A 26,395-nucleotide genomic window follows, 5' to 3' on the forward strand; every position below is an offset into this window, starting at 1 on the left:
CCCTCTTCCGGCCGCGCGCGGTTTCCTATCGCAGGAACGGCGTGAGCAGTCCTGGCACCGCACGGTCGGCAAGGTCAACGGCTTCCTGCGCGCCGACGTCGAGGGCGTCGCAGTGCTGCTTGCCCGCCGCGGTGGTGACCGTCAGGGTCGCGAGGCCGGACCGGCGCTGGAAGAGCGACTCGTGCACGGTGACGCCGATGATGCCGTCGGTGTCGAGCACGTGCCGCCGTCGCACGAGCGAGCCCTGCCGGACGGCGAAGCTGCGGCCGCGCAGCGCGTGCCCGAGGTTGCGGTAGCGGTCTTCGGCGAGCGCGAACCCGATCGGGAACAGCAGCAGCGACACCTGCCACGCCCAGGCCGGGAAGCCGGACAAGGCGTGCAGCACGAGCAGCGCGCCGGTGACCACGGCCGCGAACGTGTACGCGCGCAGGTGCCGGCGGCGCCGGGCGGCGGGGGTGTGGCGGGTGAGTTCGCAGGTCACCGCGGCCCCGTCGGGGTAGACCTCGCGCGCGACGCGCTGGACTTCGCCGAGCGGCGCGGGTGGCAGCAGCAGCGATCCGCCGTGTTCGGCGCCGTGCCCGACGCGGAGCCCGGTGGTGATGGCGAGCAGCCGCCCGCCCCTGACCATCCGCAGCAGCAGCGACTCGCTGACCTCGACGCCGCGCAGCCGCCGTTCTTCGATCGTGGTGGACCGGCTGGTGATCAGCCCGCGCGAGACGTGCAGGGTGCCTTCGCGGTGCCTCGTGAGCCGGTAGTTCCAGAAGGTCACCACGTAGCCGATCGTCGACAGGAGCCCGATCACGACGGCGAACACGACCGCGGACGCCGCGATCGCGAGCGGCAGCGGTATCGCGTTGAACTCGTGGACGACCGCGCGCAGCGGCCCGAACTTCTCCGGGTCGAGGTCGACTTCGCTGGAGACCTTGCCGTAGATCCCGGCGAGGAACCCGACCGCGGCGAGCCCGCCGAGGGTGAACGGGCCGAACCTGATCCAGCGCCGGTCGAGCACCGCGAGCGAGGTTTCCGCCGTGTCGGTGGTGGCCGGTTCCGCCGCGACGGTTCGTTGGTGCAGCAGTTCTTCGCGCAACCGCGCCGCTTCGGCGACCGAGAGCGCGTCGAGCGTGACGCCTTCGTCGTGCTTGTCCGAGCGGCCCGTCCCGATGACGACCCTGCTCAGCCCGAGCACGCGCTGCAGGATGTGCGAGGTGAGGTCGACCGAGCGCACGCGATCCCTCGGCACGGACAGCACGCGCCTGCGCACCAGCCCGCGTCGCACCCGCACGTGGTGAGGCGTGACCTGGTAGGTCGTGGTGAACCAGCGGATGAGCCCGAACCCGACGGCGAGGCCGAGCCCGATCAGGCTCCAGGTGGGGCCGTGGCCTTCGCGGCCGAGGAACAGCACGCCGACGAGCACCGGCAGCAGCCGCACCACTTCCTGCACGGGGTGCACGGCGAGCATCTTCGGGCTCAGCTTGCGCCATTCCACCTCGGTCGCGGTGTCCAAGGTGTCCGTCATGTCGCGTCGTCCTCCGCCGCGCCGGCGCGGGCGGTGATCTCGGCGACGAGGTTCTCGGCGACGGCGTCGTCGAGCGCGTGGACGCGGATCGGGCCGCGCGCGGACGCCGTGGTCACGGTGACGTTGGTGAGCCGGAAGGCGCGCTCGAACAGGCCCTGCTGGGTGTCCACGGTCTGGATCCGCGACATCGGGGCGAGCCGCCGCTCCCGGTTGACCCAGCCCGACTGCGCGTAGACGACGTCGGCGGTGGTTTCCCAGCGGTGCACCGCGAAGCGCCAGCGCGGCATCACCGCGAGGTGCGCGGCGGCGAGCAGCACGGTCACCGCGAGGCCGATGATGTGCGCGATGCCCGCGTCGTGCCGGTCGAGGACGAACCAGACCACCTGCCCCGCGGTCAGGGCGAGCCAGCCGAGGGCGGCGCGCGCGGTCCAGTAGCGGACCGCGCGGCGGCTCACCTGGTTCGCCGGTGGACGGAGTGCGGGCTCCCGCGTAGCTGTGTGCACCACCCCAGCATCGCCGGAACGGCGCCGGTTTCCCAGTTCGATCCGTCGTGACCGGACCGGGCCGTTTGTCACGGGCGGCGCCGGAGCGTCCGGACCAGGCCCGCGAGCACGACGCCGAGCCACACCACGCCGAGCGAAATCAGGAGCCCGCCGAGCGTGTCGCCGTCGTGCAGGCCGGGCAGCGGTGGCGCACCGTGTGCGCGCCACAACAGCGGGAAGGCGATCAGGCCGAGCACCGCGCTCAGCACCGCGCCCGCCAGCACCGGTGCGCGCCACGGCCGGGGCAGGATCCGGCTCAGCGCGAAGCCGGCCACCCCGGCGAGCGGCGCGACGACGGCGTCGTGCACGAGCGTCCCGCCCGCGAGCCAGCCGAGCGCGACGAATCCCTGCGGGCCGAGCGGGAACGCGAACTGGGCGAAGAGGACCAGGCCCCACGCGAGCGCGGCGAGCCCCGGCAGTACGAGCAGCGTCCTGGCGATCTTCACACGCGCACCCCGCTCACCCATTTCGTCTGGAGCACGCCCGGCCGGTTCGGCGCGATCACGCGGCACGGGTAGCCGTGGTCGAGGTCGAGCACCTCCCCGTTGAGGCGGAGTGCGAGCAGCGTCCGCGCGTCCTTGGTGTGCTCGCCGGGGAGCACGCTCGTGGCGTAGATGCCGTTCTTCTCCAGGGACGTGATCGAAGCGTCCCGCCCGGGCTCGCTGCCCGCGGCCTTCAACAGGTCCGGAAAGGACACTCCGGTCCAGGTCGCCGACTGGCTCCAGCCTTCGACGCAGGCGATCGGCAGCTCCGCCGTGGTCTGGGGGAGCGCGGTGAGCTCGGCGAGCGAGAAGCGCTTGGTGCCCTTCGCCGAAACCACTTCGAGCCGCCAGTCCGGGCTCAGCGCGGCGGGGATCACCGCCGCGCCCGCCGCGGACCGGTTCACCGGCACCCGCTGCGGTCCCTTGCCCGACCGCCAGGACAGCGTGGAAACGCCGCGCAGGAAGGGAACCGTGGCACCGGCCGTGGCGACGACGGCGACCCCGGTGGTCAGCCACGTGGTGCGCAGGAAACCGCGCCGCGACAGTCCATCGCGCGCCAGCTCGGGTTCGGTGTCCACTTTGCTCAGTGCGCGCCGGACCACCGGCAGCTTCACCGCGATGTGCACCAGTACCGAACCGATCGCGATCCACGCCACCGCGTAGTGCACTTCGGGGAAGTAGAAGTTCCACGGGTAGTTCTGCGCCACGTTGAACAGCCCGGTGAGCAGCTCGAAGAACGCCGACGCGGACAGGACCAAAATGGACAGTCGCTCCAGCGCGTGCGGCAGCGACCTGACGAGCGGGCGCCCGAACAGCTTCGGGTAGACGCTCCACAGCTTCGCCAGCAGCAGCGGGATCGACGCGATACCCGAGATCACGTGCGCGCCCTGGGTCACCCGGTACAGCCACACCGGGCTGCTCGGCCAGAAGAACCAGCCGGGCGGGTGCTGGATGAGGTGGCTGATCAGCCCGGTGACGAAGCAGGTCGTGAACGTGACGGCCAGCGCGAGCCCGATCCGCGCCGTCACGCGCTCCGAATGCGCCGCCGAGGTGAACGATTCTTCCTTCGGCACGGGGAGCTTCATGGGCGTTCCAGTTCGGCGAACCAGCGGTTTCCGGTGCTGGCTGTCCAGGTGATGGTGTAGCCGGTTTGGCTGGCGATGGGCTGGAGGGCGTCCATGCCGAGCCAGGCCCAGGGGAACCAGGTGCCGGTTCCGCTGAGGCGGACGTGTTCGTGGCGGACGGTTTTGCCGGGCGGGTCGAGTTCGACGAGTGCGGTGCCGCCGGGGGCGAGGAGCCGGTGGCAGCGCGCGAGCAGGTTCGCCGGGTCGCCGCCGATCCCGATGTTGCCGTCGGCGAGCAGCACGTGCCGCCAGCGGCCCTCGCCGGGAATCCGGTCGAAGATGCTGCGGTGCAGCGCGGGCGCGCCGCGGCGGTGGGTGAGCGACACCGCGACCTCGGACACGTCGACGCCGAGCACGATCATGCCGCGCTCGCACAGTTCACCGGTGAGCCTGCCCGGCCCGCAGCCCGCGTCGAGGGTGGGCCCCGCGCACCGGGACAGGAGCAGCTCGTCGCCCGCGCTCGGGCGTGCTCCCCAGCGTTCGACGGGCAGCGCGACCCGTTCCCCGGTGGCGAGTTCGAGCCAGCACCGGCTGCCGAGCAGTCCGGGGTCGAAGTTCCCCGCCGGTGCCGGCAGCGTCATGACGCGACCACCGCGACCGCGCCGCGGAACCGGCCGTCGCGGCCGTCGGCGACCCTGCGCGCGTCCGCCATGGTGTCCACATCGGACAGCGTCGGCAGCGAGCCGACCGTCAACCCGCGTGCCACCAGTGCTTCCCGCGTGCGCGCACCGGTCTCCGCCGTCGACATCGGCACCGCGGCCAGTGCGGCCGCGTGCCGGGGGTCGCGCAGGCCGAGCGCCCACCAGCCGCCGTCCTCCGCGGCACCGAGCACCGCGTCCGCCCCGGCCAGCCCCGCCGCCGACGAGGTGAGCAGGCCCGGCGTCACCTGCGGGGTGTCCATCCCGATCTGCAGCACCGGAAGACCGGCGTGCAGCGCCGCGGTGTCGGCGTGCGCGTTGGCGAGCCTGGCCGCGAACCCGTGGCCCCGCTGGGGAATCACCGTGGTCGCCCGCAGCGCCGCGGCGATTTCGGGTGCGGCCGCCGCGTCCGCGAGCGTTCCGGTCATGGCCACCACGACCTCCGCGTCCGGGGTCGAGAGCACGGCGTCGAGGGTGTCGAGCAGGGCGGCCGCCGCGATCCCCGCGGCCTGCTCCGGTGTCGCGGGCGGGCACAGCCTGGTCTTCGCGAACCCGGGAACCGGCGCCTTCGCGACCACGAGCAGCACGATCATCGGTTCAGCGCCTTCCCGAAGTCGCGGATGGCGCGCGCGGTGCCGCGGACGGACCCGGACACCTTCGACCGGGTGCCCTTCGCGCGCTCGCCGTAGGTCACGTCGAACTCGCGGACCAGCCAGCCCGCTCGCGCCGCCTTGATGAGCAGTTCCAGCGGATAGCCGAAGGCGCGGTCGGCGATCCCGAGCGCGAGCAGGTCCGCCCGGCGCACCGCCCTCGACGGCGCGATGTCGTGCACCGGAAGTCCCTTGCGCCGCAACAGGATCGAGAGCGCCAGGTTGCCCAGCCTCGCGTGCCACGGCCACACGCCGCGCGAGACCGGGACCCGCCTGCCGACGGCGAGATCGGCGCCGTCCTCGACGGCCGCGACCAGGAGCGGAAGCTGCGCCGGGTCGAGCGAGCCGTCGGCGTCGATGAAGCACACGACCTCGGTCGCGGCGTGTTCGAGCCCGGTGTGCACGGCGGCGCCGTACCCGCGGCGCGGTTCGTGCACGACCTTCGCGCCCAGCCCGGCGGCGACCGAGGCCGAGTCGTCGGTGGAACCGTTGTCCACCACGATCACCTCGTATCCGGGCGGGATCGCGGCGAGCACGCCGGGCAGGGCGCGCGCCTCGTCGAGGCACGGCATGACAACGGTGACGGAGAGGGGTTCAGTGCTCACATCGGTCACCGTAAGTCCGACATGGACAGTCGGAACCCGTTGCGGTGCTTACCAAAGCATGACATGCCCACATTCACCCGAAAGTTCTTACCGACCGGTGACGATGGCCGCGCTCCGGTGTCGTCCCTGGCGCGAGATGGCTATCGTGCGGCTGTGGTCGAGTCTCCTCCCCGCGTCCGGCTCGACGAGCCACGCCGCACCCGCGTCCGCGCCGACCTGGTGGCGGTGGGCCTGATGCTGCTCGTCGTGGCCGCCGCCACGGCCGTCGGCGCCTGGCTGAACCGGCCGGGCTCCGGCGTGGTCATCCTGGCGGGCGCGCCGCCGCTGTTCGCCGAATGGCTGCCGCACTACGGTCCCGGTTCGGTGTTCGCCGTGCTGGTCGCGATCGGCGTCGTCGCATGGGGCCCCGCGCTCGCGACGCGCCTGCGCTGGCCCGCGCTCGCCGGTGCTTCCTACCTCGCGTCGGTGGCGTGGATCTTTTCGCTGGCGATGGTCGACGGCTGGCGGCGCGGGGTCACCGACCGCCTGACTCACCCGTACGAGTACCTGCGCGAGGTCCCCGGCATCACCGACATCCCGGCGATGCTGCGCGGCTTCTCCGCGCGCATCCTCGACTTCCAGCCGGATTCCTGGACGATGCACGTCTCCGGGCACCCGCCCGCCGCGACGCTGGTGTTCGTCTGGCTCGACCGGCTCGGCCTGTCCGGCGGCGCGTGGGCGGCGATCGCGTGCGTGCTCGCCGGCGCCTTGGTGACGGTCGCGGTCCCGGTGACCTTCGCGGCCTTGGGACGCGGTGACCAGGCGCGCGCGATGCTCCCGTTCGCGGTCCTGTTCCCCGGCGCGGTGTGGGTCGGGGTCTCCGCCGACGGGATGTTCGCCGGCGTCACGGCGATCGGTATCGCGCTGCTCGCCCTCGCGGTGCGTGCGGCGTCGCGCGGCGGGCGCGGCGCGTGGCCGCTGGCCGCGGTCGCCGGGCTCGTGCTCGGCTTCGGCGTCTTCCTGTCCTACGGGCTCGTGCTGCTCGGGCTGGTCGCGCTCGCGGTGCCACTGGCCGCCCGGCGGCCCGTCCTGCTGATCCCCGCGGTCGCCGGCGCGCTGGCCGTGGTCGCCGCGTTCGCGCTCGCCGGGTTCTGGTGGTTCGACGGCTACCACCTCGTCGTCGAGCGCTACTACCAGGGCATCGCCACCGAACGGCCGTACTGGTACTGGGTGTGGGGTGATCTCGCCGCGGTCGCGCTCGCGGCGGGGCCCGCGGTCGTCGCCGGGGTGCGGCGCGTGCTCGGGCAGGCACTCCGGACCGCGCCGAGGCGGTGGGGCGCGCTGTCCTTCGTCGTCGTGGCGGCCGTGCTCACCATCGCGTTCGCCGACCTTTCCGGCCTCTCGAAGGCGGAGGTCGAGCGGATCTGGTTACCGTTCGTGGTGTGGGCACTGCCCGCGACGGCGCTGCTGCCCCGAGTCTCGGCCCGGTGGTGGCTCGCCGGGCAGGCCGCGACGGCGCTGCTGGTGAACCACCTGGTGCTGACGAGCTGGTGAGGAGAACGCCCGTGGGTGAAGTGGGCGGCCACGTCCTCGTGGTCGACGACGACGAGACGGTCCGCGATGTGGTCCGCCGCTATCTCGAAGCGTCCGGGTTCACCGTCGAGATGGCGGGCGACGGCACCGAGGGCCTCCGGCGGTTCGCCGAACGGCCGGCCGACGTCGTGGTGCTCGACGTGATGATGCCGGGGCTGAACGGTCTCGAAGTCTGCCGCCGGCTGCGCCAGGTCAGCGGGGTCCCGGTGGTGATGCTGACCGCGCTCGGCGAGGAGGAGAACCGGATCGCGGGCCTGCAGCTCGGCGCCGACGACTACGTCACGAAACCCTTCAGCCCGAAGGAGCTGTCGCTGCGCGTGGCGTCGGTGCTGCGGCGCGCCCGCATGCCGATCCCGGAACCGGCCGCCGAGGAGCTGACCGACGGGAACCTGCGGCTCCGCCTCGGCGCGCGAACGGCCACTTTGGACGGTGCGGAGCTGGCGCTGACCGCGCGCGAGTTCGACCTGCTCGCGTTCTTCCTCGGCCATCCCGGCACCGCGTTCTCGCGTACCGATCTGCTGGAGAAGGTCTGGGGCTGGGACTTCGGCGACCAGTCCACCGTCACCGTCCACGTGCGGCGGTTGCGGGAGAAGATCGAGGAGGAGCCCGCGAAACCGGTTCGCGTGGCCACCGTGTGGGGTGTCGGCTACCGGTACGACCCAGGGCTTTCGTCGTGATCGAACCCGGTGAGTCCTTTTTGGACATGCTCGCGCACGCGTGGCACATCCTGCCGCTCGCGCTGCTGTTCGCGCTGCCCGTCGCGGTGCTCGGCGGGCTCGCGCTGTTCCTGCTCCGGCGCGGTTCGCTGGCCAGCACCATGACCGTGCTGGTGCTCGTGCCGGTGGCGGCCACCTTCGTCGGCGTGCTCGGGGTCAGCGGGTTCATGTTCAACCCGGCGCTCGCCACGATGCTGCTGGTGTGCCTGCTCGTCGCCGTGGTGACCGTGCCGGCCGCCGTCCTGCTGGGCAGGATGATCGCGCGCCGGAGCGTCTGGGAACGCGAGGCCCGCGAACGCGAGCGCGCCGCCGAAGCGTCGCGGCGCGAGCTGGTGGCGTGGATCAGCCACGACCTCCGCAGCCCGCTCGCCGGAATCCGCGCCATGGCGGAAGCGCTGGCCGACGGCATCGTCGCCGAACCAGCGGAAGTCGCCGACTACGCGCAGCGGATCAGCGGCGAGACCACGCGACTGTCCGAAATGGTCGGAGACCTCTTCGAGCTGTCCCGCATCACCGCGGGCGCGCTGCGGCTCACCCTCTCGGCGGTGCCGCTGCGCGACATCGTCAGCGACGCGCTCGCCGCGCAGACCCCGGTCGCCGAGCGCAAACGGGTGAAGGTGCTCGCCGACGCGGAAGCCTGGCCGGTGGTCTCCGGCAGCGACCCGGAGCTGGCGCGGATCGTGCGCAACCTGGTGTCCAACGCGATCCGGCACACCCCGCCCGACGGCACGGTCGCGGTGCAGATCGGCATCGAGGGTGCCGACGCGGTGCTCGCCGTCGACGACGGCTGCGGAGGCATCCCCGACGACGAGATCGGCAGGGTCTTCGACGTGGCCTTTCGCGGTACCCAGGCCCGCACCCCGGACCCCGCCTCGGGCGGCGGGCTCGGCCTGGCGATCGCGAAGGGGCTGGTGGAGGCGCACTCGGGCCGGATCGGGGTGCGCAACCACGGGCCCGGCTGCCGGTTCGAGGTGCGGCTGCCGCTCGCGATCCCCTGACCGGGTCACACGGTCACGGGCGCGCGGAGCTCGTCCGTGGCGAACGCCGCGATGCCCTCTTCGAACCCGGTGCGCGCGCGGAAGCCGAGCAGGCGCTCGGCCCGCGCCGGGTCGGCGACCACGTGCCGGACGTCGGCCGCCCGCGCCCCGCCCGCGATCACCGGGCGCGGCCCGTCGCAGGCGCGCGCGAGCTCCTCGGCGAGTTCGCCGACCGTGTGCGGGGTCCCGGAGCAGACGTTGACCGGCGTCAGGTCGCCTGCCTCGCCCGCCGCCTTCAGCGCGAGCACGTTCGCCGCGGCGACGTCGCGCACGTGCACGAAGTCGCGGCGCTGCTTGCCGTCTTCGAGCACGGTCGGAGCCTCCCCGCGCAGCAGCGCCGACCGGAACAGGGAGGCCACCCCGGCGTACGGCGTGTTCTGCGGCATGCGCGGGCCATAGACGTTGTGGTAGCGCATCGCCCACACGGTGCCGCCGGTCTGGCGGGCCCACGCGGCCGCGAGGTGCTCTTGAGCGAGCTTCGTCGCCGCGTAGGTGCTGCGGGGTTCCAGCGGTGCGTCCTCCGGGACCAGGAGCGAGGTCAGCTCGGTACCGCAGGCGCGGCAGCGCGGGTCGAACCGCCCGGCGTCCACATCGGACGAACGTCGCGGCGCCGGTGGCACGATCCCGTGCCCGGGGCACGAATAACGGCCCTCGCCGTAGACGACCATCGAGGACGCGAGCACGAGCTTCGGCACCCCTGACCGGTACATCTCGGCGAGCAGCACGGCGGTGCCGTAGTCGTTGTTGAGCGCGTAGGAGGGCGCGTCGGACGGGTCGAGCCCGTGCCCGACCACGGCGGCCTGGTGGCAGACGGCGTCGAAGCCGTGTTCGTCGAACAGCCCGCGGAGCAGCGCCGCGTCGGCGACGTCGCCGCGGACGAACCGGCCCGCTTCGACGTAGCCGGGCAGGGCGCCGTCGCCGTGGGCGGTCGGCAGCAGCGCGTCCAGCACCACCACTTCGTCGCCCGATCCGGTCAGGAGGTCGCTTATGTGGGAGCCGATGAACCCGGCCCCTCCGGTCACGAGAACGCGCACCACGCCACGCTAAGCCGGGTGGCCGTGTCGCGCCGCCGACGCGCTGTCCCCGTCAGTGTTCGGTAAGAAGTCGCCCGCCGGAGGTCCCCGCGAATGATCGCCGCCGGTGAAAACGGCTACGGTGGGCGCTATGGAACGGAGTGCACAACGGCTCGGCCGCGCCCTCGTGGTCATCGTCGACGATCGCGCGGCTCACGGCGAACACGAGGACACCGCGGGCCCGCTGGTCACCGAGCTGCTCGAAGAGGCGGGCTTCATCGTGGACGGCGTCGTCGTCGTGCACGGCGAGACCGTCGCCATCCGCAACGCGCTGAACACCGCGGTGATCGGCGGCGTGGACCTGGTGATCACCGTGGGCGGCACCGGCGTGCTGCCGCGCGATGTCACCCCCGATGCCACCGCGGGCGTGCTCGACCGCCCGATCCCCGGCATCAGCGAGGCGCTGCGCTCGTCCGGCCTCGCCGCCGGAGCCGTGGACGCGGGCATCTCGCGCGGTCTCGTCGGCGTCTCGGGCAGCACGCTCGTGGTGAACCTCGCCGGCTCGCGAATGGCGGTCCGCGACGGGATGGCGACCCTGTCCTCGCTGGTCCCGCACGTCATCGACGAACTCTCCCAGCTGGACAACGTCTAGAACCTCCCGCCTCCGGCCGCGTCCCGCCCGATCGAGGGCGGGCGCGGCCGTCCGCGCGCCCGGCTGCCCGCGGGCCGGTCAGGACTTGCGATCGCGCAGCGGGATCAGCCCCTCGACGGTCTCGCTGACCCCGGTGATCCGGTCGGTGAACCGGCCACCGGTCACCTTGTCGGCACCGGCCGCGGCGACCGTGATGCCGGTCGCCGCGACATCACCGGCCTTGGTCGCGACCTCCCCGCCGACCGTCAGCGCCTTCCCGGCCGCTTCGGCGGCCAGATCCTTCGCCTTGTCGAACAAGCTCATGCGGTAGTTCCTCTCGGTTGACCGGCGCCGCACCCCGTGGTGGGACGATGGGCGCCATGGCTGGTGATGACAGGCCCGACGAGCCCGCCGCGCGGCGTACCGGCACCCCGCGCCCGGACCGTCGCGCGCTCGACAAGATCTTCGGTGACGTCCTGCCGGACACCACGAGCGACGAGCGCGATCCGGACCCGCGGGGCCGCGACGATTCCTGGTACCACGAGAACCGCCCGCCCCACCACGATCGGTGAAGCCTGTTCAAAGCGGCTCCGCCGCGCACGAAACGATCAGCTAGCTCTGCTTCTTCTCGGTGGTCTGGCTGTTCTGCTGCTGGCGCAGCAGGTCGCGGATCTCCTTGAGCAGCTCGACGTCGGTCGGCTCCGACGGGCCCGCTTCCTTGCCGCGCTTGCGGCGTTCCTGGAGCTTCTTCATCGGCAGCACGATGAGGAAGTAGACCACCCCGGCGACGATCACGAAGTTGATCGCCGCGTTGATCACGCCGCCGAAGTCGAGGAACGAGCCCTTGTTGGTGTCGAAGATGTAGAAGCCGAGGCCCTCCGCGGCGTCGGAGCCGCCGATGGCGTTGATGAGCGGCTTGATGAGGCCGTTCGTGAAGGCGGTCACGATCGCGGTGAACGCGGTGCCGATGACCACCGCCACCGCGAGGTCGACGACATTGCCTCGCATGAGGAAGTCTTTGAAGCCCTTCAACATGGTGTGCACTCCTGGTTCGCTCTCGGGGAAGGCCGGCTCGGCAGCGTTTCGAAGCTTGTATGGCGGCGCAGGTAGCGGAACTCGCGTCGGTGCGAGCTGACGGCCCACGCTCGGGCGGCTCCGCCGCCTGACGAAACACGGCCTAGCGGAGAGTAACTGTTACCGGTCGTCCGAGCGACGCCCCCGCCACCTGCGTCGCGGTCTCCGGCGGTAGCGAGAGCAGCAGTAGCGGGCCCGTCGCCGAGGATCCCGGCGGGTGCCGCGCACCCGCGTCGGCGGTGCTCACCGTCACCACCGTCACCACCGTCGCCATGCTGGCCAGCACACGGCGCCCCCGCTCGCCGTCCTCGGCGGCGACCACGTCGACCCGGGAGCCCGGCCGAAGCAGGGCGGCGACGCCCGCGTCCGCCAGCCGGACCGGAACCGTGGAAAGCCGAGGATCACCCGTACCGGGGAGGCCGAGCAGCCTGGCGTCCGTGATCGGCTCGCCCGCACGAGCCGCGCCGGACAGCAGCCGCCCGCGCACCGGATCCGCGGCCTCGAACGCGCCGGACGGGCGGACCGCGGCAGGCATCGCGACCACCCGGACGTCGGCGTCGTCGATCGTGCTGCCCGCGGCGATGTCGTGCGCCGACACCACGGTCAGCACACCGGGATCGCCGGTCCCCGGGCGGAGGAACAGGGCCAGCGCGGTCAGCAGGAGTGCCGCGGCCAGCCCGCGACGGGCGAGGAGGAGCGGACGCCCGCGAGCACGCACGATCAGTGTCCGCCACCCCGGCCAGCGTGCTCGTGCGCGCTCGGCTGTGCTCTCGCCTGCCATGTCCGTTCCCCGCTTCCGTCACCGTCGAGGTGCGGGGAGGCCCGCACGAAGATCGACGCTAGGCCGGTGCGGGCACGGGCCGGAAGGGGAATCTCGGCTACCTGTGGATAACCGGGTACTTGTGGATAACTCCGGCCTCAGGAAGCGGCGGCGGTCGTTTTCGTCGTACCCGAGGAGGAAGATGACGACGACGTGCTCGACGTGCTCGACGTGCTCGACGACGAAGACGAGCTGGCGGAATCCGAGGAGGACTTGGCGGAAGACCCGCCGGAATCACTGGAGGACTTGGCGGAGTCGGTGCCCTTGGAGTCGCCCGACGCACCGGCGTTCGCCGTGCTCGCGGACTTCGAGTCCGAGCGCGAGTCGTTGCGGTAGAAGCCACTGCCCTTGAAGATCACGCCGACCGAACCGAACAGCTTGCGCAGGACGCCGGAGCACTCCGGGCACACGGTCAAGCTGTCCTCGGAAAACGACTGAACCGCCTCGAAGCGGTGGCCGCAGTCCTTGCAGGCGTATTGGTAGGTGGGCACTGGTGCTCCTTCGTGACTTGGCACTCGGCCGACAAGAGTGCTAGCGCCAGACGGTACCTGCGTATTCCCACGCAGGTCAAACGTGGTATCTCGGACCCGCTTCGACCCTTTGCCGGGCCCGTTGTTCCGTGCCTGTTCCGCGCGGCCACGCGCGTCGCCGTGATCGGCCGGGACGTGACGGAGTTAACTTTCGGGACCAGCTCGCCGATCCCGGTGCCAGCCGACCGCCGGCTCGCTATCGTGCCGGCATGCTGACCGACGCGAGGTTCGAAGCGCGCATCCCCACGCGGGACCTGGCGCGGGCGCGCCGCTGGTACGCGGAGAAGCTGGGCCTCGAACCGGTCGAGGAACGGGACGGCGGCCTTCGCTACGAGGGCGCCGCGGGCGTGTTCTGCCTCTTCGCCTCCGCCGGCGCGTCGGACGGTTCCTTCACCCAGATGGGGTTCTACGTCGACGACGTGGACGCGGCGGTGCGCGAGTTGCGCGCCCGCGGCGTCGTGTTCGAGCAGTACGAAGGCGCCGTCGACGGGATCATGGACATCCAGGGCAACTACCCCAGCAAGGGCCGCGGCGAGCGCGCCGCGTGGTTCCGCGACAGCGAGGGCAACATGCTCGGCATCGCCCAGGTCGTGCCCTAACCGAGCCGCACGAATCCCCCGCCGGGGGTCAGCGCCGCGGTCATCTTCATGTCGTGCGCCTCACCCGGCAGGCGGTCCACGAGTTCGTCGTCCCGCACCAGCGCGACGAGTTCCGCGGCGTCGGCGGCATGGGGAAGCGAGCGGTCGTAGTACCCGGCGCCGCGCCCGAGCCGGACCCCGGACCGGTCGACCGCGAGCGCGGGCACCAGCACCAGCCCGGCGTCGCCGAGCGCATGCGTGCCGAGGCGGGTGCCGGTCGGCTCCAGCACTCCCCGCAGCTTGCCCGCGGCCAGCGAGGCCGTTCCGGTGTATTCGGCCCAGTCCAGCGCGCCCCGTTCGGGTGGTACCACGGGAAGGAGCACCCTGCTGCCCGCCGCCCGCAACGCGTCGAGCAGGCCCATCGCGCCGGGCTCCGACCCGAACGGGACGTAAGCGCAGACCGTCGCGGACAACGGCAGGTTTCCGGCCGCCGCCACCAGCGCGCGCGCCTCGTCGACCCGCTGCCGGGTCGAGACGCCCGCGCGCGCGGCGAGCAACCGGGCGCGCCACTCCGCCTTGCCGAGGAACTCATTGCCACCACCGTGCACTGGGCCAGGTTAGGCTTTGCGCCCATGACGGGCGCCGCAACGAACCAGACGTTCCGAACCGCGATCGTGCCGGCCGCAGGCCTCGGCACGCGCTTCCTGCCGACGACCAAGGCCGTGCCGAAAGAGCTGTTGCCGGTCGTCGACACACCGGGAATCGAAATCGTCGCGACCGAAGCCGCCCAAGCGGGCGCCGAACGGCTGGTGATCGTGACCTCGCCGGAGAAGAAGTCCGTCGTCGACTACTTCTCGGCCTCTCCGGACCTCGAGGCGACGCTGGAGCGCAAGGGCAAGACCGAGCTGCTGGACAAGGTCCGCCGCGCGCCCGCGCTGCTGGACGTCGAGGTGGCCATCCAGTCCGAGGCGCTCGGCCTCGGCCACGCGGTGGCGCAGGCGGAACCGAACCTGACCGACGCCGACGAGGCGGTCGCCGTGCTGCTGCCCGATGACCTCGTGCTCCCGGCGGGTGTGCTCGAACGCATGTCCGCGGTGCGGGCCGAGCGCGGCGGCAGCGTGCTGTGCGCGTTCGACATCCCGAAGCAGCAGATCTCGCCGTACGGCGTGTTCGACGTCACCGAGACCGGTGATCCCGACGTCAAGCAGGTGCACGGCATGGTGGAGAAGCCGGCGCCGGAAGACGCGCCGTCGACCTACGCCGCCGCCGGCCGCTACCTGCTGGACAGGGCGATCTTCGACGCGCTGCGCCGGATCACGCCGGGTTCCGGCGGCGAGCTGCAGCTCACCGACGCCGTCGCGCTGCTGATCAAGGAGGGGCACCCGGTGCACATCGTGGTCCACCGCGGCGGGCGCCACGACCTGGGAAACCCCGGCGGATTCCTGCGCGCGGCCGTCGACTTCGCCCTCGAGCACCCGGACTACGGGCCGTCCCTGCGCGAGTGGCTGACCGAACGGATCGAGAAGACCGACTGATGATGTGCGCCCTGTCCAACCCCGCGGAGGCGGAATGGTGACCGATCCGACCGCCGAGCTGCCGGACCCCGTCCACGACACAGCCGAGACCGAGCCCCCCGAGGCCACCGCTCCCGTGGTGGCCGCGGTCGAGCCGGACTTCCGGTCCGTCGACGCGCAGATCGCGCTCGCACTGGACGCGGCCGTGCGGCCGAGGCCGGTACGAGTCGCGATCTCGGAAGCGCAGGGCCTCCTGTGCGCCGAGGAGGTCGTCGCCGAGCACGCGCTGCCGGGGTTCGACCAGGCCGCGGTCGACGGCTACGCCGTGCGCAGCGTGGACGTGCTCGCCGCGGGCCAGGAGCCGGTGCAGCTTCCGGTGGTCGGGGAGATCGGGGCCGGGTCCCGGCAGCCGAGGCGCCTGCAGCCCGGCCAGGCCGTGCGCGTGGCGACCGGCGCGCCGCTGCCGACGCTCGCGGACGCCGTCGTGCCGACCGCCTACACCGACTCGCACCCGGCGAAGGTGACGGTGAGCCGGTCGGTGCCGTCTGCGGGGTACGTGCGGCGCACCGGCGAGGACGTGCAGATCGGCGACATCGCGGTGCGCCAGGGCGACACGATCGGCTCGGCGCAGGTCGGTCTGCTCGCGGCGGTCGGCAGGTCGAAGGTGCTCGTCTACCCGCGGCCGCGGGTCTCGATCGTGTCCGTCGGCGACGAGCTGGTCGACATCGACCGGACCCCCTCCGTCGGCCAGGTCTACGACGTGAACTCCTACGCGCTCTCGGCCGCCGCGCGGGACGCCGGGGCCGAGGTCAACCGCGTCGGCATCGTCGACACGGATCCGCGGCGCCTGCGCGACGTCGTCGAGGGCAGGCTCCTGATGTCGGAGATCGTCGTGGTCGCGGGCGGCGCGGGCGGCACCGCGGGCGACGAGGTGCACGCCGCGCTCGCCGATCTGGGCCGCATCGACATGACCAGGGTGGCCATGCACCCCGGTTCGGTGCAGGGCTTCGGCAGGCTGGGGCCGGATTCCGTGCCGACGTTCCTGATCTCGGGCAACCCGATGAGCGCGCTCGTGGTGTTCGAGGTGCTGATCCGGCCGCTGATCAGGGCGGCGCGCGGCACCAGGAACCCGCACCGCCGGGTGGTCAGCGCGCGCCTGCTCTCCCCGATCACGTCGACGAAGGGGCGCAAGGGCTTCCTGCGCGGACAGCTGCTGCGCGACGAGGCGAACGGCGAGTACCTCGTGCAGCCGCTCGGCACCTCCGGCGCGCACCTGCTCGCCTCGCTCGCCGAAGCGAACTGCCTGGTGAACGTGGACGAGGACCTCACGGAGGTCGCGGCGGGCGAGCAGGTCAAGGTGACCTTCCTCGCGCAACGGGGATAGCGGTACCGGTGCCGATGTCGCAGTCCGAGCAGGGCGCCGTCTTCACCGTCGAGACCCGGCACCCGGGGTGGCCGGCGAGGCTCGGCCCGCTCCGCGTGCCCGCCGGTGTCGTCGCGCTGCGCCCCATCCGGATGCGTGACGCGCGCGAGTGGAGCCGGATCCGGCTGCGCGATCGGGCGCACCTGGAGCAGTGGGAGCCGACCGCGCCCGGCCCGTGGACCGAGCGGAACGCGTACTGGGCGTGGCCGCCGCAGTGGGCGGGCCTGCGCTCGCTGGCCAGGCGCGGCCAGTGCCTGCCGTTCGTGATCACCGTGGACGGCGCGTTCGCCGGTCAGATCACGATCGGCAACGTGATCAGGGCGTCCCTGCGGTCGGCGTGGGTCGGGTACTGGGTCGCGTCGGCGAACGTGCGCGGCGGCGTGGCCAGCGCCGCCGTCGCTCTAGTGGTGGATCACGCCTTCAGCGTGGCGGGCCTGCACCGCATCGAGGCGACGGTGCGGCCGGAGAACGAAGCGAGCACCCGCGTGCTGGCGCGATCCGGTTTCCGCCAAGAGGGGCTCTTCCGGCGATACCTCGAGGTCGCGGGCGATTGGCGGGACCACCTCTGCTTCGCGATCACGGCCGAGGAGACCGGCAGCGGGCTCGTCGCCGCGATGGTGCACGCGGGCCGCGCAGACTACGCCTGATATCGCGTTACCACATCCTGTGTGATTCACCTAATTTGGTGACGACTTTTCAGGATCCCGGGCGGCGTGCCTCCGTCCGATCTGTTACTCCTGTGACTAGCGTGGCGAACAGCAGGAGATCGGGGGAGGTGACGGGAGATGCCCAGTTCGTTGATCATCGTCGCGCTTGCGGCGGCCTGGCTGGTCGTCCTCGTGCCCATGATCGCGCGCAAACGGCAGCAGATCGCGCGAACCACCGACTCCGCGATGGCCGCCAGGGTCGTGCGGAGCGGGGGCAGGCGCGCTGCCGAGGGGGGAGAGGAGTTCGCCATGTCGGAGAAGTCAGGGCGGGCCGACGAGATCGATTCGGCCGACCTCGACGAAGTCGACGAGGACCTCAAGTACCTCGAGGAACTCGAAGGGCCCGCGGAGGAGATCGCCGAGGTCGACGACGAGGAAGAGGTCGACGAGGAGCCCGAAGCCCCCGCGCGGTCCCGCTACGAACGGGCCGACGGCGGCCGCCGTCGGTACCGGCCGGGCCGCGGTGGCTTCGATCCCGAAGCCGCCGAGATCGCGGCCAAGGCCAAGTACGCCTACCGGCAACGCGTCGTGCTCGCGCTCATCGTCGCGGTCGTGGTCACCGCCGCCCTCGCCGGATTCCTGTGGCCGGTGCTGTGGTGGGTCAACGGCGCCGCCGACATCGCGCTCGTCGGCTACCTCGGCTACCTGCGGCGTCAGGTGCGCATCGAGAACGAGATCCGGCAGCGCAGGCTCGCCAGGATCGGCGGCGGCACCCACCCCGAACCGCGCGGCACCTTCACCGACGACGAGGAACCCGCGCCCCTGCCGCGCGCCGAACCCGAACACGAGGTCGAGATCGCGCCCACCCGCCGCGAGGTCGTCGGCAACGAGCGCAAGCCCTCGCCGATGTCCCGCATGCGCCGCCACGCCGTCGTCGTGGACGTCGACGACGAGGACCCCGCGTTCGAGGAGCTCGACGAGCCAGGGCACCGGACCTTCCGCCGGGCGGTCGGAGAGTAGGACCCCCTCTCTCCGGCCCCCGGGCTGGGCTTGGTATGCTCAACGAGCTTCACCAAGAGGGGCTGTAGCGCAGTTGGTAGCGCGTCTCGTTCGCATCGAGAAGGTCAGGGGTTCGATTCCCCTCAGCTCCACCCAAATTGTGTTCGCGGGCTGTTGCCTGCTCCCGGTATCCCGATTTCTTGTGGGGGGCCGAGCCTCCACACCCCCACGGTGCGAAATCCTCACCTTGGCGGGGCGCTGGGCGCGTTGAGTTTGGACCAGCAGACGGGTTCGTAGGCTGACACGTTAGGTCCACATCGTCGGGACAGGGGGAGCCGTCTCCTGGTTGGGAGGCGGCTCCCCCTGTCGTTTGCGGGGCTTGAGTGGTCGTTGCCCAGGTCTGGCTTGTCGGTGGCGCGGGGACTTGTCACCGACTGGCTCCATTTCTAGTGGGTGCGGGTCGCCATCGGCGACGCCGCCGGTGCCGAGTGGGCCATGGAAACAAGGCATGGGTGCGTACGTACGAACTGACGTACACCTATCAGCAACTCGCTGAACCTGCATGAGCCCATTTACGACGGCCAGGACGGCCGCGCGTGGTGCTCGCCGCGCACGACACCGGCAGTGGCGTGTACTTCGACTCCGGGGCGCGGATCATCCTCGCCAAAGTTAGGGTAACCTAACTTGCATGACGGGTGGGCACAGTCAGGGGGAGCCGGGGTGGGCCAGGGTCCGGGACGGGCGGGAGTTGTTCTTCCAGCGTCGGTCCGGGCCGGCGGGTGTGCCGACGGTCGTGTTCGAGGGCGGGCTCGCGGCGAGCCGGTCGTACTGGGCCACTGTGCAGGGGGAACTGGCCGCGTGGGCGCCGTCCGTGGTGTACGACCGCAGCGGGCTCGGGCGCAGTCCGGCGGATGGGCGGCCGCGCAGGCTCACCCGGCTCGCACAGGACCTCGGCGAGGTGCTCGACCACCTCGGGCAGGGGCCGTTCGTACTAGTCGGGCACAGCTGGGGCGGTCCGATCGTGCGGGTCGCGGCCGCGGCCGAACCCGGCCGCATCGCCGGTCTCGTGCTGGTCGATCCGACCGATGAGAGCTGCGATCTCCTCTTCACGCCGTCGATTCGCCGGGCGGAGAAGGTCGGCCAGGTCGGTAGTGCGGCGCTCGCTCGGTTGGGGCTGCTCGGGGTCGCCTTCCGCGGGCTGCTCGCGTCGTTGCCCGCCGACGCCGCCGCCGATATGCGGGCGGAGGGGTTCACGGTCGCGGCGATGCGCACGCGCGCCGCGGAGCTGGCGTCCGTGGAGCAGGATCTCCGGTCCCTGCGCGAAAACACGCCTGAACTGGGCGAAATCCCGGTCACCGTGATCTCCGCGGGGAAGACCTCGGCCGGGATGAACGCACGGGTGCGCGCGCTGGCCGACGCTTCGCACGAGTACCGCGCGAGCCGGTCCAGTCGCGGGCGCCACGTGCATGCCGGGCTGTCCGGGCACATGGTGCCGGAGACCGAGCCGGGCCTGATCGCCGACGAGATCCGGCGGCTGCTCAGCTGACGTCGACTCCGCGCACGGTGAGGCCGAGCGGCTGGCCGGCGTAGTCCGGGTGCGCCCGCTCGATGCTGAACTCAGTGACCTGCTTGGGAAACACCAGGAACGGGCCCGTGCGGAGCTTGCGGCCGCTGACGTCGAAACGCTGCCCGCCCATCGTGATCCGGTAGGTGGTCCGCGGGTCGATTCCGTCGGCGTCGACGCGGGCCGAAACCAGTGAGGGCAGGAAACCGGTCGACGCGAGGTAGCCGGTCTGGCGGATTTCGCCCATCGTGCTGCGGCCGGGGGTCAGCTTGTTCGCGCCGATCCGCCATCGCCCGCTGTCGCCGGTGACCGTGGTCGCCGGGACCGTGCGCGGTGTGCCCGCGGTGTGCACGCGGATCACCGGGAGCACCGGATCGGGCGGCGTGGCCGGAAGCGTGACGACGAGATCGGCGCCGTCCCGGCGATGGCGCAGCGGTTGCCCGGTGCCCTCGGCGGTGACCGAGGTGACCTCGCTCGCGAGTGCGGGAACGCGGATTTCGCCGCCGGTGGGCCACTTTGTGACGCCGAGGTAGAGGTTCGAGTTGTCCGCGGTGATCTTCCCCCACGGCTGTGCCGGGAACCGCGTCGGCCTGGCGCCCAGCGCGGCACCGGGGTTGCGGCGAGTCCAGTCGCCGACACCCCGGAGCACGCTCGCGTCGAACGGGTCGATCGAGCCGTCGCCCTTGGGGCCCACGTTGAGCAGGTACTGGCCGCCGTTCGCGGTCATGTTCAGCAGGTTCACCGCCTTCGCGCGCACCTGTGCCGCGAGCGCGCCGGGTGAGCGGTCGGCGCTCGGCCACGTGCAGTAGCCCCAGCACTGCGGGAACACCGATTCCACCGACTGCCACGGGCTGGCGTAGGGCGTGTCGGGCACCTTGTTGTCCCCGCCGACCTCGAAATCGCCCTTGTTGTTCCACACCCGCGAGTTGACCAGCGCCGATGGCTGGTACCGGTGCACGGTGGCGGCCAGTGCGGCACTCTGCGCCGCGGTCGGGGCGCCCATGTCGAACCAGACCTCGTCGATCTTGCCGTAGCCGGTCATCAGCTCCTTGAGCTGCGCCTGCAGGAACGGCATCAGCGGCTCCGGCACCGGGTTGAGGTTCTCGTTCGGCTCCGGCGTCATCTTCGTCCAGTCGATGATCGAGAAGTAGACGCCGAAGCCGATCCCGGCCCGGTGGCACGCGGTGGACAGCGCGCGGAGCGGATCCGTGCCGAAGGGGGTCGCCCGCTTGACGTTGTAGCCGGTGGTCCTGGTGTCCCACATGGCGAAGCCGTCGTGGTGCTTCGAGGTGATCACGAGGTACTTCGCCCCGGCGGCCTTCGCCAGCCCGCAGATCGCGCCGGCGTCGAACTTCGGTGCGCTGAACCCCTTGGCGACGTCGAGGTAGTCCGCGTCGGAGATGTGCATCCAGGCCTTGATCTGCTCCGGGTAGCCGATCGTCTGCCGCTTGCCGTCGAAGTAGCCGCCGAGCTGGGAGTACAGGCCCCAGTGGAGCATCATCCCGAACCGCAGCCGCTGCCACGCCGCGACGGCCGGATTTTCGCTGAGCGGCAGCGCGGCGGGTACGCCGGTCAGTGCTTTGCCCGGCACGGCGGCCGCGGCGGGAGCGGCGCCGAGGACGAGGCATAGGAGCGCGGCGGCCAGTGCGGCGAGCCGGGAACGTCGCGCCATCGGCTACCCCTTTGTTCGAACGGCGTCGAAAGGTCCAGTCATCCGATCACCACTGCGCAGAAGTTGACACATACGCCCGTATTCGTCAAGGGAAGGGGGTATGGGTCCGATGAATACCCGCGCTCATACGATTGCGGTGATCATCGGCTGACCTGGGGGACGAATTGAGACCGCTTCGCGCACTCATCGCCGTGGCGGTCGTCCTGCCGGTCTCGGCCTGCGGGCCCGACGAGGTTCCTCCGCCCGTGCCGTCGCCGGCTTCGACCACTCCGCCCCCGGTCACGACGGCCGAAAACCCTTGTACCCGCGAAGGTGTCTCGCTCACCGCGGGACCGGTCGAGGCCGCGCTCGGGCACCGGGCCTCGGTGGTGACCATGGTGAACTGCGGAACGAAGAGCCTGCGCGTCGAGGGGTATCCGGCGGTCGTGCTGCTCGACGCCGCCAGGAAGCCGATGACGATCACCATCGAGCACGGGGTGTCCTACATGGCACGGGATCCCGGGCCGGCGCCGCACACGCTCGAACCGGGGCAGCACCTCCTCTCCGTGCTGTCGTGGTCGAGCACCGTCACCGACGGGGATTCGGCGGCGGGTTCGTTCGTGACCGTGACACCGGTGCCCGGCGGCGAGGCGCGGACCCTGCCGGTGGACACCGATCTCGGCACCACCGGGAAGCTGACGGTGACCGCGTGGGCGCCGAAACTGCTGAACTGAACGCGGCCTGCTTGTAGCCTGTCGCGGTGGACGTGGCGATTGTCGGGAGTGGACCCAACGGGCTCGCGGCCGGGGTGGTGCTCGCGAGGGCTGGGCTGCGGGTGGAACTGTTCGAAGCGGCGGGCGAAATCGGCGGCGGGGCCCGGTCGGCGCGCCTGTTCGATTCGGACGTGCTGCACGACGTCTGCTCCGCGGTGCATCCGATGGCCGCGGCGTCCCGGTTCTTCCGCGAGTTCGACCTCGGCGCGCGCGGCGTCGAACTGGTGCGCCCGGCGGTGTCCTACGCGCATCCGCTCGACGGTGCGCCCGCCGGGCTGGCGTTCGCCGATCTCGAACGGACCTGCGAGCGGCTCGGGGCGGACGGCGCGCGGTGGCGCGCGCTGATGGGACCGCTGGTCAGGAGCAGCGACGCGATCGTCGACGCGGTGATCTCGGACCAGCGGCGCCTTCCCGCCGATCCGGTCGCGCTGGCCAGGTTCGGCCTCGGCGCGCTCGTGCACGGCTCCCGGCTGGGCGGGCGGGTGTTCCGCGGCAGGCAGGCGCCCGCGATGCTCGCCGGGGTCGCGGCGCACGCGATCGGCAGGCTGCCCGCACTGCCCGGCGGCGGGATTTCGCTGCTGCTCGGACATCTCGCGCACGCGAAGGGCGGCTGGCCGGTTCCCCTCGGCGGGAGCCAGCGCATCGCGAACGCGATGGCGGACGATCTCGCAGCGCACGGCGGGACCGTCCACACCGGACACCGGGTGACCGATATCAGGGAACTGGCGCGAGCTCGCGCCGTCCTGCTCGACGTCAGCCCGCGCGGGGTGCTCGGCATGGCGGGCCGCTTCCTCGACGACGGCTACCGGCGGGCGCTGGAGTCCTACCGGTACGGTCCCGGGGTGTCCAAGGTGGATTTCCTGGTGTCGGAGCCGATCCCGTGGACCGACCCCGGGGTCGCCGACGCGGGTACGGTGCACCTCGGTGGTGACCGGGAATCGCTCTACGCGAGCGAAAACGCCGTCGTGCGGGGAAAACACGCCGAGGACCCGGTCGTACTGCTGTCCGAGCCCATGGTCGCCGATCCCACTCGCGGATTGCCGGGGAAACGGCCCGTGTGGGCGTACTGCCACGTGCCGAACGGGTCCGGTTTGGACGCGACCGAGGTGATCACCCGTCAGATCGAGCGCTTCGCACCGGGGTTCTCCGACACCGTGCTGGCCAGCCGCTCGGTTCCGGCGAGCGAACTGGCGGCCTACAACCCGAACTACGTCGGCGGTGACATCGCGTCGGGCGCGATTTCCCTGCGGCAGCTCGCGGCACGGCCGGTCGCGCGCTGGGATCCGTTCCGGGTGCCGCTCAGTGGTGTGTACCTGTGCTCCGCGGCCACCCCGCCGGGGCCCGGCGTGCACGGGCTCGGCGGCTACTACGCGGCGAAACGGGTGTTGCGCACCGAGTTCGGCCGCGCACTGCCCGCGCTGGGGCCGGTCGCATGAGCCGCCATCGCCTGTCCCGGCACCGGCAGCGGGTGTCGATCGCGCTGTTCCTGCTCGGCGTCGCGCTGTGCTGCGCGGGGATCGTCCCGCTCGTCATCGGCTACCGCGTGGTGAACGTCAACGGCGACTCGATGGCCCCCGTCCTGCGCCACGAGGACACCGCGGTCGCTGACACCGGCATCGGGAACCTCCGGCGCGGCGACGTGGTGCTGCTCGACCCCGCCGCGCTGGGCGGCCACGGCGAGCCGGTCGCGTTGCGGGTGATCGGGCTCGGCGGCGACACCGTGACCTGCTGCGTGACCGACGGGCGGCTCGCGGTGAACGGCCAGCCCATCGCCGAAGAGTACTTGGACGGTGACGCGCCGGCGTCGATGCCGTTTTCGGTCGCGGTGACCCCGGGGCGGCTGTTCGTGCTCGGCGATCACCGCACCGTGGCAACGGATTCGCGGGCGCGGGTGGCGGGGCCCGGTGCCGGCGCGGTGCCCGCCTCGGCCGTGCGGGGCAGGGTGGTGGCGAGGGCGTGGCCGCTCACCAGGGCCGGTGAACTGGACGCCACTCGCGCGTTCTCGCGGTTCGCCCCGCCACGCGACGGTGCGATCGGCTTGATCGTGGCGGTCTCCGTGGTGCTCGCCGGGGTCGTGTTCCTTGCCGCTTCCGGGTTCGAAGCCCTGCGCAGGCGACCGAAGTAGCTTGCGCTCCGGCCGTGGCCGGGCCAAGGTTTCCTTGGTGCAACCGGGGGCATCAGGGGCAGAAAAGGACGAATCATGCGATTGAGACGTACCTTGGCGGTTTTCGGGCTCGCCGGGGTTTCCCTCGTGTCCACTGTGGCGGCGGTGCAGGCCGACCCGCTCGGTGCGGCGGCGAGCGAGGTGGCCATCCGCGACGGCGAGACGAAACCCGTCTACGACTTCGCGAAAGCCGTACGGGAACTCGTTTACGTCGAGACGCCGGTCGACAGCGACCGCGACGGCAAACACGACAAGCTGGCCGTCTACGTGACGCGGCCGAAGGAGACGAACGGCTCGCTGAAGGTCGCTTCGATCGTCGAGCCGAGCCCGTACAACGGTGGCACGCTCGACGTGCCGTACCACCCGGCCAAGGTGACCGACTACCCGCACACCGCGCCGTGGTCGCCGCCGACGGGGGCGCAGCCGCCGGTCGACTACGACCCGGTCTACTACGACAACTACTTCGTCTCCCGCGGGTACGCGGTGATCTCGGCGGACACGCTCGGCACCGGCAACTCCGAGGGCTGCCCGAGCGCGATCGGCACCGAAGAGAAGACCGGCATGAAGACGGTCGTCGAATGGCTGACGGGCAAGGCGAAGGCGTTCACCGCGGACGGCAAGGAGGTCAAGGCGGGCTGGTCCACCGGGAATGTCGCGATGGCAGGCAAGAGCTACGACGGCACATTGCCGGTCGCGGTGGCCAGTACCGGTGTGCCCGGCCTGAAGACGATCGTGTCGATCTCCGGGATCCCGAGCTGGTACAGCTACTACCGGGCGAACGGGGCGGTGGTCTCTCCCGGCGGGTACGTCGGCGAGGACGCGGACCTGCACGCGAAGGTGGTGCTGACCAGGAAGAACGCCGCGGTGTGCGAAAAACCCATCCGGGAGATGGAAACCGCGATGGACCGGGTCAGCGGCGACTACAACGCGTTCTGGGACGAGCGCAACTTCGCCAAGGACATGAAGAACTTCAAGGGCAGCGTGCTGCAGGTCGCCGGGATCAACGACTGGAACGTGAAGCCGCAGAACTTCAGCGACCTGTGGACCGCGCTCGGGAAGAACGACACCCCGCGCAAGCTGTGGCTGCACCAGGGCCAGCACGACGACCCGCTCTACGTCGCCGAGCAGGCGTGGCTCGACCAGGTCCACCAGTGGTTCGACCACTGGCTCTACAACGTCGACAACCGCGTGATGAAGACGCCGATGGTGCACTTCGAGGCGGCGCCCGGCAAGTGGGTGGACTACCGGAACTGGCCGGAACCCGGTGCGCACGACGTGACGCTGCGCTTCGGTTCGAACGGCAAGCCCGCGCAACCCGGTGTGCTGACCCCGTTCTGGGCACCGGGGTTCGGGAAGAAGCAGTCCTTCGTGGACGATCCGAACCGGACCGCGGACAGCCTGGTGTCCGGAATGGACAAGGTAGACCCGAACCGGTTGCTCTACGTGTCCGATCCGCTTCCGTTCAACGCCAGGGTTTCGGGCACGCCACAGGTGACCGTGCGGGCCTCTGTGGACGGCAAGTCGCCCTACCTGAGCGCGCTGCTGGTGGACTACGGCAAGGACACGCGCGTCACCGAGCTGGTGAAGACGGACGACCAGTGGTGCTTCGGTGACACGCTCGGCGCGAACTCGGGATGCCGCCCGAAGCGGGTCTACAAGACCGCCGAGAGCGACTACCAGGTGGTCAGCCGCGGCTGGCTGGACGTGCGGAACCGGAACTCGGCGAGCCGGACCGACCCGATCCGCCCCGGCAAGCCGTACACCTTCACCTGGAACATGGAGCCGAGGCAGTACCAGCTCAAGGCGGGGCACCGGCTCGGTGTCGTGCTGCTGGTGACCGACCAGGACTACACGCTGCAGTACCCCGCGGGCACGAAGGTGGCCGCGACGCTCGGGGAAAGCAGCGTGAAGATCCCGCTCGTCGCAGGCTGATCGTCGGGGCGGAGGTGGCGTCGGAACTGCTCTGAAGGCCGCAGTGATGTGTGCGCGTCGGTTCCGGTGAGGTGGGTGGCGGATGCGTGGAGCCGCCCGGGGGCTTGGTCCGTGAAGGTCGCCTTCGGGGAATCTGACGCCGCGATCTCGCCCCTCGCGGCGTGCGGCATGGTGGTGCTGATGCCCTGAAGGTGACCTTC

29 protein-coding genes and 1 tRNA gene are annotated in these 26,395 nt (G+C 71.5%); 16 read left to right on the plus strand and 14 right to left on the minus strand.

Going from position 1 to position 26,395, the window contains the following annotated elements:
* Positions 1-25: 25 nt before the first annotated feature.
* The 7 genes from ABD256_RS26370 to ABD256_RS26400 all read right to left on the minus strand — a co-directional run bounded on the left by ABD256_RS26370 (position 26) and on the right by ABD256_RS26400 (position 5,524).
* A complete protein-coding gene (locus tag ABD256_RS26370) occupies positions 26-1,516 on the minus strand; it encodes a PH domain-containing protein (RefSeq protein WP_344424353.1) in 1,491 nt (496 codons plus the stop codon).
* Entirely contained in the window at positions 1,513-2,019 is a 507-nt protein-coding gene (locus tag ABD256_RS26375) for a PH domain-containing protein (RefSeq protein WP_344424355.1), read from the minus strand. The genes ABD256_RS26370 and ABD256_RS26375 overlap by 4 nt, the downstream gene beginning before the upstream one ends.
* A 68-nt stretch (positions 2,020-2,087) precedes the next feature.
* The gene (locus ABD256_RS26380) at positions 2,088-2,504 is read right to left on the minus strand and encodes a hypothetical protein (RefSeq protein WP_344424358.1); all 417 of its coding nucleotides are present in this window, start codon (positions 2,502-2,504) and stop codon (positions 2,088-2,090) included.
* On the minus strand, positions 2,501-3,625 hold the full coding sequence (locus ABD256_RS26385; RefSeq protein WP_344424361.1) for a molybdopterin-dependent oxidoreductase: 1,125 nt from the start codon (positions 3,623-3,625) through the stop codon (positions 2,501-2,503). The genes ABD256_RS26380 and ABD256_RS26385 overlap by 4 nt, the downstream gene beginning before the upstream one ends.
* Positions 3,622-4,245, minus strand: coding sequence for a class I SAM-dependent methyltransferase (locus tag ABD256_RS26390; protein WP_344424364.1), 624 nt, complete (start codon positions 4,243-4,245; stop codon positions 3,622-3,624). The genes ABD256_RS26385 and ABD256_RS26390 overlap by 4 nt, the downstream gene beginning before the upstream one ends.
* Positions 4,242-4,895, minus strand: coding sequence for a TIGR04282 family arsenosugar biosynthesis glycosyltransferase (locus ABD256_RS26395; RefSeq protein ID WP_344424367.1), 654 nt, complete (start codon positions 4,893-4,895; stop codon positions 4,242-4,244). Before ABD256_RS26395 ends, ABD256_RS26390 begins: the two co-directional genes overlap by 4 nt.
* Positions 4,892-5,524, minus strand: a complete 633-nt coding sequence (locus ABD256_RS26400; RefSeq protein WP_344424432.1) for a glycosyltransferase family 2 protein — start codon at positions 5,522-5,524, stop codon at positions 4,892-4,894. Before ABD256_RS26400 ends, ABD256_RS26395 begins: the two co-directional genes overlap by 4 nt.
* A gap of 267 nt (positions 5,525-5,791) precedes the next feature.
* Here ABD256_RS26400 and ABD256_RS26405 point away from each other — a divergent pair, with 267 nt between their 5' ends.
* From ABD256_RS26405 to ABD256_RS26415, 3 genes are read left to right on the plus strand one after another with little or no spacing between them, the layout of a single operon-like run.
* Complete coding sequence (locus tag ABD256_RS26405; protein WP_344424434.1) at positions 5,792-7,090, plus strand: hypothetical protein; 1,299 nt, start codon at positions 5,792-5,794, stop codon at positions 7,088-7,090.
* Positions 7,091-7,101: 11 nt separating this feature from the next.
* Complete coding sequence (locus tag ABD256_RS26410; RefSeq protein ID WP_344424370.1) at positions 7,102-7,806, plus strand: response regulator transcription factor; 705 nt, start codon at positions 7,102-7,104, stop codon at positions 7,804-7,806.
* Positions 7,803-8,843, plus strand: a complete 1,041-nt coding sequence (locus ABD256_RS26415) for a sensor histidine kinase (RefSeq protein WP_344424373.1) — start codon at positions 7,803-7,805, stop codon at positions 8,841-8,843. Before ABD256_RS26410 ends, ABD256_RS26415 begins: the two co-directional genes overlap by 4 nt.
* A 5-nt stretch (positions 8,844-8,848) precedes the next feature.
* On the opposite strand, the gene ABD256_RS26420 is transcribed toward ABD256_RS26415, so the two are convergent.
* Positions 8,849-9,916, minus strand: a complete 1,068-nt coding sequence (locus tag ABD256_RS26420) for an NAD-dependent epimerase/dehydratase family protein (RefSeq protein WP_344424376.1) — start codon at positions 9,914-9,916, stop codon at positions 8,849-8,851.
* Between the two features lie 130 nt (positions 9,917-10,046).
* Here ABD256_RS26420 and ABD256_RS26425 point away from each other — a divergent pair, with 130 nt between their 5' ends.
* A complete protein-coding gene (locus ABD256_RS26425) occupies positions 10,047-10,547 on the plus strand; it encodes a MogA/MoaB family molybdenum cofactor biosynthesis protein (RefSeq protein ID WP_344424379.1) in 501 nt (166 codons plus the stop codon).
* Positions 10,548-10,625: 78 nt separating this feature from the next.
* Here ABD256_RS26425 and ABD256_RS26430 read toward each other — a convergent pair whose 3' ends face one another.
* Positions 10,626-10,850, minus strand: coding sequence for a hypothetical protein (locus tag ABD256_RS26430; protein ID WP_344424381.1), 225 nt, complete (start codon positions 10,848-10,850; stop codon positions 10,626-10,628).
* Between the two features lie 56 nt (positions 10,851-10,906).
* Here ABD256_RS26430 and ABD256_RS26435 point away from each other — a divergent pair, with 56 nt between their 5' ends.
* Positions 10,907-11,098 carry a hypothetical protein gene (locus ABD256_RS26435; RefSeq protein WP_344424383.1) on the plus strand — a complete coding sequence of 64 codons (192 nt, stop codon included), beginning with the start codon at positions 10,907-10,909 and terminating at the stop codon, positions 11,096-11,098.
* 40 nt (positions 11,099-11,138) lie between these two features.
* Here the strand turns inward: ABD256_RS26435 and mscL are convergent, their stop codons facing one another.
* The 3 genes from mscL to ABD256_RS26450 form a co-directional block, all read right to left on the minus strand.
* Positions 11,139-11,561, minus strand: coding sequence for a large-conductance mechanosensitive channel protein MscL (gene mscL, locus ABD256_RS26440; RefSeq protein WP_344424385.1), 423 nt, complete (start codon positions 11,559-11,561; stop codon positions 11,139-11,141).
* A 142-nt stretch (positions 11,562-11,703) separates the two neighbouring features.
* The gene (locus tag ABD256_RS26445) at positions 11,704-12,381 is read right to left on the minus strand and encodes an SAF domain-containing protein (RefSeq protein ID WP_344424387.1); all 678 of its coding nucleotides are present in this window, start codon (positions 12,379-12,381) and stop codon (positions 11,704-11,706) included.
* Between the two features lie 137 nt (positions 12,382-12,518).
* The gene (locus ABD256_RS26450; RefSeq protein WP_344424390.1) at positions 12,519-12,911 is read right to left on the minus strand and encodes an FmdB family zinc ribbon protein; all 393 of its coding nucleotides are present in this window, start codon (positions 12,909-12,911) and stop codon (positions 12,519-12,521) included.
* A gap of 248 nt (positions 12,912-13,159) precedes the next feature.
* On the opposite strand from ABD256_RS26450, the gene ABD256_RS26455 reads away from it, so the two are divergent.
* The gene (locus ABD256_RS26455; protein ID WP_344424394.1) at positions 13,160-13,549 is read left to right on the plus strand and encodes a VOC family protein; all 390 of its coding nucleotides are present in this window, start codon (positions 13,160-13,162) and stop codon (positions 13,547-13,549) included.
* On the opposite strand, the gene ABD256_RS26460 is transcribed toward ABD256_RS26455, so the two are convergent.
* Positions 13,546-14,136, minus strand: a complete 591-nt coding sequence (locus tag ABD256_RS26460; protein WP_344424397.1) for a 5-formyltetrahydrofolate cyclo-ligase — start codon at positions 14,134-14,136, stop codon at positions 13,546-13,548. The genes ABD256_RS26455 and ABD256_RS26460 overlap by 4 nt on opposite strands.
* A gap of 24 nt (positions 14,137-14,160) precedes the next feature.
* On the opposite strand from ABD256_RS26460, the gene ABD256_RS26465 reads away from it, so the two are divergent.
* From ABD256_RS26465 to ABD256_RS26490, 6 genes are all read left to right on the plus strand, one after another.
* Positions 14,161-15,063 (plus strand): UTP--glucose-1-phosphate uridylyltransferase, encoded by a 903-nt coding sequence (locus ABD256_RS26465; RefSeq protein WP_344424400.1) that lies wholly within the window; start codon positions 14,161-14,163, stop codon positions 15,061-15,063.
* Between the two features lie 115 nt (positions 15,064-15,178).
* On the plus strand, positions 15,179-16,426 hold the full coding sequence (gene glp, locus ABD256_RS26470) for a molybdotransferase-like divisome protein Glp (RefSeq protein ID WP_344424437.1): 1,248 nt from the start codon (positions 15,179-15,181) through the stop codon (positions 16,424-16,426).
* A gap of 14 nt (positions 16,427-16,440) precedes the next feature.
* On the plus strand, positions 16,441-17,112 hold the full coding sequence (locus tag ABD256_RS26475; protein ID WP_344424403.1) for a GNAT family N-acetyltransferase: 672 nt from the start codon (positions 16,441-16,443) through the stop codon (positions 17,110-17,112).
* A gap of 138 nt (positions 17,113-17,250) precedes the next feature.
* Entirely contained in the window at positions 17,251-18,132 is an 882-nt protein-coding gene (gene sepX / locus ABD256_RS26480) for a divisome protein SepX/GlpR (RefSeq protein WP_344424406.1), read from the plus strand.
* 58 nt (positions 18,133-18,190) lie between these two features.
* Positions 18,191-18,263 (plus strand) — tRNA-Ala (locus ABD256_RS26485).
* Positions 18,264-18,799: 536 nt separating this feature from the next.
* The gene (locus tag ABD256_RS26490) at positions 18,800-19,657 is read left to right on the plus strand and encodes an alpha/beta fold hydrolase (RefSeq protein ID WP_344424408.1); all 858 of its coding nucleotides are present in this window, start codon (positions 18,800-18,802) and stop codon (positions 19,655-19,657) included.
* Here the strand turns inward: ABD256_RS26490 and ABD256_RS26495 are convergent.
* Positions 19,650-21,347, minus strand: coding sequence for an alpha-L-fucosidase (locus tag ABD256_RS26495; RefSeq protein ID WP_344424411.1), 1,698 nt, complete (start codon positions 21,345-21,347; stop codon positions 19,650-19,652). The genes ABD256_RS26490 and ABD256_RS26495 overlap by 8 nt on opposite strands.
* Before the next feature lie 191 nt (positions 21,348-21,538).
* Here ABD256_RS26495 and ABD256_RS26500 point away from each other — a divergent pair, with 191 nt between their 5' ends.
* The 4 genes from ABD256_RS26500 (at position 21,539) to ABD256_RS26515 (ending at position 26,195) form a co-directional block, all read left to right on the plus strand.
* Positions 21,539-22,060: a DUF4232 domain-containing protein gene (locus tag ABD256_RS26500; RefSeq protein ID WP_344424413.1), complete on the plus strand. Its 522-nt coding sequence runs from the start codon at positions 21,539-21,541 to the stop codon at positions 22,058-22,060.
* 26 nt (positions 22,061-22,086) lie between these two features.
* Positions 22,087-23,535 carry a phytoene desaturase family protein gene (locus ABD256_RS26505; protein WP_344424415.1) on the plus strand — a complete coding sequence of 483 codons (1,449 nt, stop codon included), beginning with the start codon at positions 22,087-22,089 and terminating at the stop codon, positions 23,533-23,535.
* Entirely contained in the window at positions 23,532-24,224 is a 693-nt protein-coding gene (gene lepB, locus ABD256_RS26510) for a signal peptidase I (RefSeq protein WP_344424418.1), read from the plus strand. The genes ABD256_RS26505 and lepB overlap by 4 nt, the downstream gene beginning before the upstream one ends.
* A 75-nt stretch (positions 24,225-24,299) precedes the next feature.
* The gene (locus tag ABD256_RS26515) at positions 24,300-26,195 is read left to right on the plus strand and encodes a Xaa-Pro dipeptidyl-peptidase (protein WP_344424421.1); all 1,896 of its coding nucleotides are present in this window, start codon (positions 24,300-24,302) and stop codon (positions 26,193-26,195) included.
* Positions 26,196-26,395 lie beyond the last annotated feature (200 nt).

The organism is Amycolatopsis minnesotensis, assembly GCF_039529815.1.
GTDB classification, from domain to species: domain Bacteria; phylum Actinomycetota; class Actinomycetes; order Mycobacteriales; family Pseudonocardiaceae; genus Amycolatopsis; species Amycolatopsis minnesotensis.